This is a genomic window from Thioclava sp. FR2 (genome assembly GCF_051200875.1).
In the GTDB taxonomy this organism is placed as follows: Bacteria; Pseudomonadota; Alphaproteobacteria; order Rhodobacterales; family Rhodobacteraceae; genus Pseudotabrizicola.
Window position 1 is genome coordinate 3,681,205 of sequence record NZ_CP195191.1, and the last position, 11,261, is coordinate 3,692,465.

Genomic DNA, 11,261 nt, shown 5'->3' on the forward strand with positions numbered 1-11,261 from the left:
GGGCTGAAGAGCGACTTACGCTTGCTTCTGTAGGCACAGAAGAAGATAGGCCACGTTGCCCAGAATTAATGAAACTCCTATTGCAATGCTTCCAGAGTCGAATCCCGCGACAAACAACCCGATGCAGATATAGCCAATACAGGCTGCCGCGTACCAAAGAGTCATCCGTCTTTCCGCAGTATCTTTTCGCCCTAAGGCGCCAAGCAAAAGTCCCACAATAATTGAAAACGGAAGATAGAGGGTCAAGGTCGCTGCCACCAGAAGCACCAAAGGAGCGCCAAAAATTACTGAGGCGAGACTTCCCGTAAGATGAAGGCCGACGTCAAAAAACAGAGTTAAGATGAATAGTCCGATGCTGCCGACAGCAAACTCGAAGAGAAACTTCTTGAGCAACCAAGCAATTAAATCAATACCGGTAAACTCAGTTACCATCGTCACGCCTTCCTTTGGCACATAAGCACCGTTGCCGCATCACCATTGGCAATGCGGTGATTCACTTCGGGTCTATCCTAGTGATCCGATTGTTATGGGAATAGGCGTAGTGGTTGGGGCCGGGGTGCGACACGGTCTGCTTTAGGGACCAAGTACATCGGCTGGGGTCAGTGGCTCGACAGGAAAGTTCCGATCATAGCGAATGCTTTCGACGTTGAGGCCTGCCGCGGAATACAGGTCGCGAAACACTGGGCCTTGCAAATGGTGACGGAGGAACGCATTGAACCTCGGCCCGGAGGGCTGACGCTGCATAATTGGAATGAGCCGGAAGACTTCAACCAGGCCCGTCTTTAACATGCGCCCTTTGTCATCCGTGCGGATGCTTTCTGCCAGACGCTCGTCCAAGCCGAGATTAGAATTATATATTGCTTCAATTTTATCTGCTGGCGCTGTTTCGACCCCACGCTTTATGCCGAAAAGGTAGTCCTGAACCATCCTCCGTGCAAAGCAGAGGATGATTTCAGCCTTTTCCTGATGGTCAAGACTGTTCAAAAGCGATGCCAAGGCGGCTTTTTTCAAGATGAAGGCCTTTCGTGCCCTAAGGGCAGGTCGGGTGCACGTATATGACCGAAGCACGGACGATGGATCCTGTCAGACCATGACGGATGTAGGCTGTCTTCGGGCGGTTTCGCAAAGAAAAAGGGTGCGCCGGGGCGCACCCTTTGAGTGTTGGGGTTTGGGACGGATCAGAGGTCCGGGTAGATCGGGAAGCGCTGGCAGAGGGCTTCGACCTCGGCTTTCACCTTGGCTTCGACATCGCCGTTGCCTTCTTCGCCGTTGGCGGCGAGGCCATCGACAACCTCGGTGATCCAACGGGCGATCTGGCGGAACTCTTCTTCACCAAAGCCGCGGGTGGTGCCAGCCGGGGTGCCAAGGCGGACGCCCGAGGTGATCGTTGGCTTTTCGGTGTCGAAGGGGATGCCGTTCTTGTTGCAGGTGATATGGGCGCGGCCCAAGGCTTTCTCGGTCGCGTTGCCCTTGACGCCTTTGGGGCGCAGGTCGACCAGCATCAGGTGGCTGTCGGTGCCGCCGGTGACGATGTCGAGGCCGCCCTTCATCAGTTCGTCGGCCAGCGCTTGCGCGTTCTTGATGACCTGAGCCTGATAGGATTTGAACTCGGGGCGCAGCGCCTCGCCAAAGGCGACGGCCTTGGCAGCGATGACGTGCATCAGCGGGCCACCCTGAATGCCCGGGAAGATGGCCGAGTTGACCTTTTTGGCAATCGCCTCGTCATTCGTCAGGATCATGCCGCCGCGCGGGCCGCGCAGGGTCTTGTGCGTGGTGGTGGTTGCGACATGGGCATAGGGGAAGGGCGACGGGTAAAGGCCGGCCGCGACCAGACCTGCGAAGTGGGCCATGTCGACGAGGAGGTAAGCGCCGACCGAATCCGCGATTTCGCGCATACGGGCGAAGTCGATGACGCGCGGAATGGCCGAGCCGCCAGCGATGATCAGCTTGGGCTTATGTTCGGCGGCAAGTTCTGCGACCTGATCGTAGTTCAGGGTCAGGTCTTGCTTGCGCACACCGTATTGCACGGCCTTGAACCATTTGCCCGACTGGTTCGGGGCAGCACCGTGGGTCAGGTGGCCGCCAGCATCCAGCGACATGCCAAGGATGGTGTCACCGGGCTGCAGCAGGGCCTGAAACACGCCCTGGTTCGCTTGCGAGCCGGAGTTCGGCTGGACGTTTGCGAATTCGCAATTGAACAGCTTGCAGGCGCGTTCGATGGCAAGGTTTTCCGCCACGTCAACGTACTCGCAGCCGCCATAATAGCGCTTGCCCGGATAGCCTTCGGCATATTTGTTCGTCAGGACCGAGCCTTGGGCCTCCATCACGGCGCGGGAGACGATGTTTTCCGAGGCGATCAGTTCGATTTCGTGGCGCTGACGGCCCAGTTCCTTGGTGACGGCGCCGAAAAGTTCGGGGTCACGGCTGGACAGGCTTTCGGTGAAAAATCCGTTGTCGCGGTGCGGGGCGTTCATGGGCGTCTCCTGCAAAGGCCTGTTGGCCGGGGGTCGGGATGGCGCCCATTTAAGGCAAGGGGGCGTGGTCGGAAAGGTTGTAAAACGACGCAAGCCGAGGTTTGTGCGAAATTTTGGTGCCGAAAGGAAACCTGCGTCCTTTGTGGGGCTTGAGTTTGCGGGGGGCGGGCGTCACAAAAGAGCCGAGGAGAACGCCTTTGACACATCCCAAAATCGTCTTTCGCGCCAGTCAGGCGCCGGCCGCCCAAGAGGCTTTGGCCACGCTGACCGCCCGCCACGGCCAATGTGATCTGGACAAGGCGACCGTGGTCGTGGCGCTTGGGGGCGACGGGTTCATGTTGCAGACCCTTCACGAAACCGAAGGGCTGGACCTGCCGGTTTACGGGATGAATTGCGGCACGGTGGGGTTCTTGATGAATGCCTATGGCGTCGATGCCTTGCCCGAGCGGGTGGCGGCGGCGGAAGAAACCGTGATCAACCCGCTGGAGATGAAGGCCACGACTGCCGAGGGGCGTGTGGTGCGGGCCTTGGCCATCAACGAAGTGTCCTTGTTGCGGGCCGGTCCGCAGGCGGCGAAACTGGCCATCCATGTCGATGGCAAGCTGCGGCTGGATGAATTGGTCTGTGATGGTGCGCTGCTGGCCACGCCTGCTGGATCGACGGCCTATAACTATTCGGCGCATGGTCCGATCTTGCCCATCGGGTCGGATGTGCTGGCGCTGACCGCGGTTGCGGCCTTTCGCCCGCGGCGTTGGCGGGGGGCCTTGTTGCCGAAAACCGCAGTGGTCCGGCTGGACGTGATTGACCCTGCCAAGCGCCCGGTCATGGCCGATGCCGACAGCCGGTCGGTTCAAAACGTGATTTCGGTCGAAATCCGGTCAGAACCTTCGGTCAATCACCGCATTCTGTTTGACCCCGGTCACGGGTTGGAAGAACGCCTGATCGTCGAGCAGTTCGCCTAGGGCTTTATCCCCCAGCTTTCCAGTTTGCGATAGATGGTAGAGGGCGAGAGGTCCAAGACGCGTGCGGCCTTGCTGACCGACCCGCCATGCAGAGCGATGGTTTCCGCGATCACCAATCGTTCGATTTCGGCCATGGATTTCCCCAAGAGCGAGGTCAAATCCGGCGCGGCCGGGGTTGCAATGGGGCTGGGCACCGGGGCGTGGGAAGCGTGCATGTCGCGCAGCATGTCTGGCAACATGCCGGGAGAGACAATGCCGCCTGCATTCAGAACAACGATATTGCGGATAACGTTGAGCACCTGACGCACATTGCCGGGCCAGCTATAGCTGCGGAACAGGTCGATCACTTCGGGCGAAAGACCACTGAAATCGCGGCCCTCTTCTTGCCCGAAACGGGCAAGGGCGGAATTTGCGATTTCGATCACATCTTCGCCGCGGTCGCGCAGCGCGGGCATGTGGATGGGCACGACAAAGAGGCGGTAGAACAGGTCTTCGCGGAATTCGCCGCGACGGACGGCCTCTAGCGGGTCACGGTTGGTGGCGCAGACGATTCGGACATTGACCTTTTTGGGCCGTGTCGCCCCGACCGGCTGGACCGTCGAGGTTTGCAGGAAGCGCAGGAGTTTGGTTTGCAAGGGCGGGGCCATTTCGCAAACCTCATCCAGAAACAGCGTGCCGCCATCGGCAGCGGCCGCCGCACCGGGCTTGTCGGAAATTGCGCCGGTAAAGCTGCCCTTGATATGGCCGAAAACTTCGGATTCCAGCAGGTCTTGGGGGATCGCGCCGCAGTTCAGGGCGATAAAGGGGCCATTGGCGCGGGGGCTTTCGGCGTGGACAGAGAGGGCGCAAAGTTCCTTGCCGGTACCGCTTTCCCCGGTGATGAAAACCGTGGCCATCGACGGTGCCACGGAACGGATCTTGGAATGCACCTGACGCATCTCGGGAGAGGAGCCAATGAACAGGCCATCACCCCCGGCGATGGAATCGGACAGGCCGGGTTGGCTCTTGGATTGTTTTGTCCGGGAGGCAGCGGGGATTGTCGCAGCGGCATTGCGAATGGCGTTCAAGAGGCGCACTTCGTCCAGCGGCTTGACCAGAAAATCCTGCGCCCCGGCGCGCATCGCCTCGACCGCTTTGCTGATCGAGGCATTGGCGGTGATGACGATGACCGAGGTTTGGGGGCGAGCGGCCAGCATCTCGTGCAAAAGGACAATGCCGTCGCCATCGGGCAGGGTCAGATCCAAAAGGACAATTTCCGGACTGGCAGCGGCAAAGGCCCGGCGCGCCTCGGCCGCGCTTGACGCCGTGATCACCGAATGTCCGGCAGTTTCAATCGCCGCGCGATACATGATCTGAAGCGACAGCGTGTCTTCGATCAGCAGAAGCGGTTTTGAAAGGGGGGGAATGGCCATCGGTGCCCTCTGCTTCCTAGTCTGACGGCAAGGACGTTGCCCTGCCGCGCACAAAGTCGAGCAGCGCATCCAGTTCAGCAAAGAGCGTTGGCAGGATCGTGTTCAATTGCTGGGCGTCAGACCTGTTTGCCAAACGGTTCAGGTCCTCTGCCAAGCCTCCAAGCCTTTCCGCCCCCAGAGACCCGGCAATTGAAATCAGGACATGGCTTTGGTTGCGCAAATCCATCCAATCCAGAGCCGGGGCGCTGCTGTTCAGGCCATCGCGGATGGTACCAAGATCAATCAAGATCTGTTGCAGCAGGCTGGGCGCGGTTTCGGGGCCAGCGATCTGCATCAGCCGATCAAAGGTCGAAAGATCAATGGCCATCGATTCTTGCGGCGCGATCAGAGCCAAAAGTGCCACCGCCTGTTCATGCGCCTGACTGACGGCGTCTTGCGCCTCGGGCGACATGGGATGGACTAAAGCCCCAGACAGAGTGCTGACAATCTGCTGGGCAAGGGATTCCATCGCTGGGTTTTGTGACTTGGTCATGGCAACAGGCTATCGCTGCCATGACCGTCTTGAAACCCCCCGCGCAAGGGGCTTTTTACGCAAATGGCCTTTATCCCTTGGCCAGACCGATGCCTTGCAACGCGGTGGTGATCTCTTCCAGAATGGCCGGATCATCGATCGTCGCAGGCATTTTCCAAGGCTTGTTGTCGGCGATGGACACCATTGTTCCGCGCAGGATCTTGCCCGAGCGGGTTTTCGGCAGGCGGTCGACGACAATCGCGCGCTTGAAGTCGGCGACGGGGCCGATCTTTTCGCGCATCAGGGCCACGCATTCTTTCACCACATCGGCATGGGGGCGGTTCGAGCCCTTGTTCAGGCAGAGGAAGCCAAGCGGGGACTGGCCTTTCAGCGCGTCTTCGACGCCGATCACGGCACATTCAGCCACGTCCTTGTGGGAGGCCAGAACTTCTTCCATCGCGCCGGTCGAAAGGCGGTGGCCTGCGACGTTGATCACGTCATCGGTGCGGGCCATGATGTAAAGGTAGCCATCTTCGTCGATATAGCCCGCATCGCCGGTTTCATAATAGCCGGGGAAGTGGTTGAGGTAGGACTTTCGGAATCTTTCCTCGGCATTCCAAAGGGTTGGCAGGGTGCCGGGGGGCAGCGGCAGCTTGATTGCGATGGCGCCAAGGGTGCCCGGTGCGACCGGGTGGCCGCCTTCGTCCAAGACCTGCACGTCATATCCGGGCATGGGGACGGAGGGGGAGCCGATCTTCACAGGCAGCTCTTCGATCCCGAGCGGGTTTGCGGCAATGGCCCAGCCGGTTTCGGTTTGCCACCAATGGTCGATGACCGGAACACCAAGCTTGTCCTTCGCCCATTGGATCGTATCCGGGTCGGCGCGTTCGCCGGCAAGGAACAGAGCCTGAAGGTTCGACAGGTCATACTTCTTGATGAATTCGCCCTCACGGTCGTCGCGTTTAACCGCGCGGATGGCGGTGGGGGCTGTGAAGAATGACTTGACCTTATGTTCGCTGATCACCCGCCAGAAGGCACCGGCATCGGGGGTGCCGATGGGTTTGCCTTCGTAGACGATGGTGGTGCAGCCAGCGATCAGCGGGCCATAGCAGATATAGCTGTGACCGACGACCCAACCCACGTCAGACGCGGCCCAGAACACATCTCCCACGCCGACATTGTAGATGGCGCGCATCGACCAGTTCAGGGCGACAAGGTGGCCGCCAGTGGGGCGGACGACGCCTTTGGGCTGCCCGGTGGTGCCGGAGGTGTAAAGGATATAGGCGGGGTGGTTTCCTTCAACCGGCACACATTCGGCTGGCTCGGCCCCGAATTGGAAGCCGTGCCATTCGAAGTCGCGGCCTTCGATCAGCTTGGCAACCTCTTGTTCGCGCTGGAAAATCACGCAGAAATCAGGCTTGTGGTTTGCAAGCTCGATGGCGCCATCAAGAAGTGGCTTGTAATGGATGATCCGCGCGGTCTCGATGCCGCAAGAGGCCGCGATGATGGCCTTTGGCTTGGAATCGTCGATGCGGACGGCCAATTCGTTGGCAGCAAAGCCGCCGAAAACGACCGAGTGGATCGCGCCGATGCGGGCGCAGGCGAGCATGGCTTCCAGAGCTTCCGGGACCATCGGCATGTAGATGATGACGCGGTCACCCTTCGTCACGCCCTTGGCCTTCAGCGCGCCTGCCAGACGGGCGACGCGGTTTTGCAATTCGGCATAGGTGATGACGTGTTTGGTGCCGGTGACCGGGCTGTCATGGATGATCGCGGCCTGAGCGCCACGGCCTGCGACGACATGGCGGTCCACGGCGTTCCAGCAGGTGTTGACCATGCCATCGGTGAACCATTCGTAGATCGGAGCATTTTCTGCGCTGAGAGCCTTGGAGGGTGCTTTGACCCAGTCGATAGCCCCGGCGGCATCCATCCAGAACCCTTCGGGATTGGCCTTCCACTTGCCATAGATGTCTGCGTAACCCATCGCTGCGCCTCCTCCTTGCCGCTTGGTCAGTTTGTTACGGCATTCGATGGTATGCAGGCAACGATGTTACCGTCGGACAAGGGGGGGTGCGACGAAATGTTTGCAGAAGTTCGCGGATATAGCCTGCAAAGTTTTGCAAACCCCGGCGAATTGCCAATTTTGCCGCGAATGGGTGGAAACTTTGCAAAGTTGCTTGAGCGGGCTGGGCGAATCTCTGCGGTTTCCCGCTAAGGCGGCGTGGTTATACCGTGGGTTTTGCGTGGCTTTCCCGTGGGGCATCCGTGATCACAGGTGCGACCACGGATTTCGCGTGATTTAGCCGTAATGGGCGACCGGCGTGCCGGCAACGGCGGACATGTTCAACAGGCCGCGCGCGGTGATCGAGGGGGTCACGACATGCGCCTTGTTGCCCATGCCCATCAGGATCGGGCCGACTTCCAGCCCGCCGGCCTTCATCTTGAGGATATTGCGCACGCCAGACGCCGCATCCGCCGAGGCAAAGACCAGAACATTGGCCGCGCCCTGGAAACGGCTGCCCGGAAGGAGGCGGTCGCGGATCGCCTGATCCAGTGCGGCGTCGACATTCATTTCGCCTTCATAGCTGAAGTCTGGCTCACGCGAGTCGAGCATTTCCAAAGCGGCGCGCATCCGGTGGGCCTTTTCGGTTTCCATGTTGCCGAACTGGCTTTGCGTGCAAAGAGCGATCTTGGGCGTGAGGCCAAAGCGTCGGACATGGCGGGCGGCGCCCATCACCGATTCCATGATTTGCTGCGGCGTGGGTTCCGGGTGCACATGGGTATCGGCGATGAACAGCGGGCCGTCTTCCAAGATCATCATCGACAGGGCGCCGACCGGATGAAGGCCGTCGCGGGCGAGGATCTGGCGGACATAGCCCAGATGCCAGAGGTATTGGCCGAAGGTGCCGCAGATCATGCTGTCGGCCTCTTCGCGATGCACCATGACGGCGGCAATGGCGGTGGTGTTGGTGCGCATCACGGCACGGGCGATGTCGGGCGTGACGCCGCGACGGGCCATCAGGCTGTGATAGGTTTCCCAGTAGTCACGATAGCGCGGGTCATTTTCCGGGTTCACAAGGTGGAAGTCGCGGCCCGGACGGATGGGAAGGCCATAGCGTTCGCAGCGGGCCTCGATCACTTCGGGACGGCCGATCAGGATGGGCTGGTCGGTGGTTTCTTCCAGCATCGCATTGGCGGCGCGCAATACGCGTTCGTCTTCGCCCTCGGCAAAGACGATCTTGCGTTCGGCCTGACGGGCGGCTTCGAACACGGGGCGCATAAGAAGCGCGGATTTGAAGACCGAGCCATCAAGTTTGCGCTTATAAGCGTCGAGATCTTCGATCGGGCGGGCGGCAACGCCGGTTTCCATCGCAGCCTTGGCCACGGCAGAGGCGACCACGCCGATCAGGCGCGGGTCGAAGGGTTTGGGGATCAGGTAATCCGCGCCGAAGGACAGCGTTTCGCCGTGATAGGCAGCGGCGGCTTCGGCGCTGGTGGTGGCGCGGGCAAGGGCCGCGATGCCTTCGATGCAGGCCAGTTCCATTTCATCATTGATCGTCGTCGCGCCGACATCCAGCGCGCCGCGGAAGATGAAGGGGAAGCAGAGGACGTTGTTCACCTGATTGGGGAAGTCGGACCGGCCCGTCGCGATGATCGCATCGGGGGCGACTTCGCGGGCGAGGTCGGGCAGAATTTCCGGGGTGGGGTTGGCCAATGCGAAGATGATTGGGCGGCTTGCCATCTTGCCCACCATTTCGGGCGTCAGCACGCCGGGGCCGGAAAGGCCAAGGAAGAGGTCTGCGCCTTCGATCACCTCGGCCAAGGTGGCGGCGGTGGTGCCTTGGGCAAAGGCCTCTTTCTGCGGGGTCATCTGGGCGGTGCGGCCCTTGTAGACGAGACCTTCAAGGTCGCAGAGCCAGACGTTTTCGCGTTTGACGCCCAGTTTCACGAGCATTTCAAGGCAGGCGATTCCCGCGGCGCCCCCGCCGGTGGAGACCACTTTGATGTCTTCGGCTTTCTTGCCCGAAACGATGAGCGCGTTGGTGGCGGCGGCGCCCACGACGATGGCGGTGCCGTGCTGGTCATCGTGGAAAACCGGGATGTTCATCTTTTCGCGGCAAAGTCGTTCAACGATGAAACAATCTGGCGCCTTGATGTCTTCAAGGTTGATCGCGCCAAAGGTGGGTTCCAGCGCGCAGACGATTTCGGCCAGTTTTACCGGGTCTGGTTCGTTCACCTCGATGTCGAAGCAGTCGATATTGGCGAACTTCTTGAACAGGACAGCCTTGCCTTCCATCACCGGCTTTGAGGCCAAAGCGCCAATGTTTCCAAGGCCCAAGACGGCAGTGCCGTTCGAGACGACGGCGACAAGATTGCCGCGGGAGGTGTATTTGCTGGCGGTCGCGGGGTCTGCCTTGATCTCGAGGCAGGCCTCGGCCACGCCGGGGGAATAGGCGCGGGACAGGTCGCGACCATTCGCCAAGGGTTTGGTTGCGCGGATTTCAAGTTTACCGGGCTTGGGAAACTCATGGTAATCAAGCGCCGCCTGCCGGGCTGCTTGCTTGGCTTCGTCCTGCCGCGAGTCTTCCATTTTCGTCCCTCCCTGAAAACTTGTTTAGCGTTAAACTATATTTTTGGGCCTGCCAACCGGCTGCTAGCGCGAACAGGGGCAGGCCTGCCTTGCAAATCGCGCATGACGGCCCCACCATGCCGCGAAATCGAAAACTAAGCCATGGCAGAGACAAAGCAATGACAGAGACGCGGGCCGAGATCAGATTGCCGACACAGGAGTTGCGGGATGATCTGCCGTTCTACACCAAGGTGCTGGGGATGCGGCTGGACATGATTTATCCCGCCGATAACCCCGAGGTGGCGGTTCTGTCAGGCCATGGTTTGCGGTTGCGTATTCAGAAAGGCGCGACCGAGGCACCGGGCACGCTGCGGATCTTGACCGATGACCCAGAGGGCTTTGCCGGGGGCAAGCGGCGTTTGACGGCCCCGAACGGCACGGTGATCGAGATCGACGAGCTGAACCCGCCGATGATCTTGCCGAAGACGGAACATGCCTTCGTCGTACGTCGCCTGGCCGATCAGGCACCTTGGGTGATTGGGCGGGCCGGGATGGAGTATCGCGACCTGATCCCCACCCGATTGGGCGGGGCGATGATTGCCAGCCATATCCGGGTGCCGGATGGGCCGGTGCCGGATATGGTGCATTTCCACAAGGTTGGCTTTCAGCTGATCTTTTGTGTCGCCGGTTGGGTTGACGTTTTATACGAGGATCAGGGCGGGATCCGGCGCATTCAGGCGGGGGATTGCTTTATTCAGCCGCCGGGCATTCGCCACAAGGTGTTGCATTCCGAAGGCGTGCAGGTTGTCGAAATTGGCGTTCCGGCCGAGCATGTGACCGAGATTGACCATGAGATGACCTTGCCCACACCGGACTATCGCCCGGACCGCGAATGGGATGGGCAGAAATTTGTGCATGACATTGGCAAGGATGGCGTCTTTGCGCCGTTCCGGATTCCGGGCTTTGAGGCGCGGGACACGACGATCAACGCGGCCACCAAGGGGGTGGCCAGCGTGATGGTGGCGCGGCCCACGGGGGCAGAGGCGCCGTGGACCAAGCATCACGGAGACATCCTGTTCACCTTTGTCATGTCGGGGCAGATGACGCTGGAAGGCGAGGGCAAAGAGCCTTTCCGTCTGTCGCCGGGCGATGCCTTTGTCATCCCGCCCGGAATGGCCACGCGCTATGGCGGGGCGACGGCGGATCTGGAACTGCTGGAGGTGACGCTGCCCGGCAACCCGGAAACCGAGTTGCTGTGACGGGTGGTTGAAGCGGATCTGTGCTTCTTTTGGAAATCCCGTGGCGTAAGCTGGACTTGCGCTTTTGCAATGG

Annotated in this window: 9 protein-coding genes; 2 read left to right on the forward strand and 7 right to left on the reverse strand. The window is 60.3% G+C overall.

What is annotated here, in order from left to right:
* Positions 1 to 15: 15 nt before the first annotated feature.
* From ACSBLW_RS17825 to glyA, 3 genes are all read right to left on the reverse strand, one after another.
* Positions 16 to 432: a hypothetical protein gene (locus ACSBLW_RS17825; RefSeq protein ID WP_435257941.1), complete on the reverse strand. Its 417-nt coding sequence runs from the start codon at positions 430 to 432 to the stop codon at positions 16 to 18.
* A 141-nt stretch (positions 433 to 573) separates the two neighbouring features.
* Positions 574 to 1,011, reverse strand: a complete 438-nt coding sequence (locus ACSBLW_RS17830) for a hypothetical protein (protein WP_435257942.1) — start codon at positions 1,009 to 1,011, stop codon at positions 574 to 576.
* A gap of 167 nt (positions 1,012 to 1,178) precedes the next feature.
* Positions 1,179 to 2,474, reverse strand: coding sequence for a serine hydroxymethyltransferase (glyA, locus tag ACSBLW_RS17835; RefSeq protein ID WP_435257943.1), 1,296 nt, complete (start codon positions 2,472 to 2,474; stop codon positions 1,179 to 1,181).
* 197 nt (positions 2,475 to 2,671) lie between these two features.
* Between glyA and ACSBLW_RS17840 the strand changes: the two genes are divergently transcribed.
* Entirely contained in the window at positions 2,672 to 3,436 is a 765-nt protein-coding gene (locus tag ACSBLW_RS17840; protein ID WP_435257944.1) for an NAD kinase, read from the forward strand.
* On the opposite strand, the gene ACSBLW_RS17845 is transcribed toward ACSBLW_RS17840, so the two are convergent.
* From ACSBLW_RS17845 to ACSBLW_RS17860, 4 genes are all read right to left on the reverse strand, one after another.
* The gene (locus tag ACSBLW_RS17845) at positions 3,433 to 4,848 is read right to left on the reverse strand and encodes a sigma-54-dependent transcriptional regulator (RefSeq protein ID WP_435257945.1); all 1,416 of its coding nucleotides are present in this window, start codon (positions 4,846 to 4,848) and stop codon (positions 3,433 to 3,435) included. The two genes, ACSBLW_RS17840 and ACSBLW_RS17845, sit on opposite strands and share 4 nt — an antisense overlap.
* Positions 4,849 to 4,864: 16 nt before the next feature.
* A complete protein-coding gene (locus ACSBLW_RS17850) occupies positions 4,865 to 5,380 on the reverse strand; it encodes a hypothetical protein (protein WP_435257946.1) in 516 nt (171 codons plus the stop codon).
* 70 nt (positions 5,381 to 5,450) lie between these two features.
* The gene (gene prpE / locus ACSBLW_RS17855; protein ID WP_435257947.1) at positions 5,451 to 7,343 is read right to left on the reverse strand and encodes a propionate-CoA ligase PrpE; all 1,893 of its coding nucleotides are present in this window, start codon (positions 7,341 to 7,343) and stop codon (positions 5,451 to 5,453) included.
* Between the two features lie 315 nt (positions 7,344 to 7,658).
* Positions 7,659 to 9,950 carry an NADP-dependent malic enzyme gene (locus ACSBLW_RS17860; RefSeq protein WP_435257948.1) on the reverse strand — a complete coding sequence of 764 codons (2,292 nt, stop codon included), beginning with the start codon at positions 9,948 to 9,950 and terminating at the stop codon, positions 7,659 to 7,661.
* Between the two features lie 158 nt (positions 9,951 to 10,108).
* Here ACSBLW_RS17860 and ACSBLW_RS17865 point away from each other — a divergent pair, with 158 nt between their 5' ends.
* A complete protein-coding gene (locus ACSBLW_RS17865) occupies positions 10,109 to 11,188 on the forward strand; it encodes a cupin domain-containing protein (RefSeq protein ID WP_435257949.1) in 1,080 nt (359 codons plus the stop codon).
* Positions 11,189 to 11,261 lie beyond the last annotated feature (73 nt).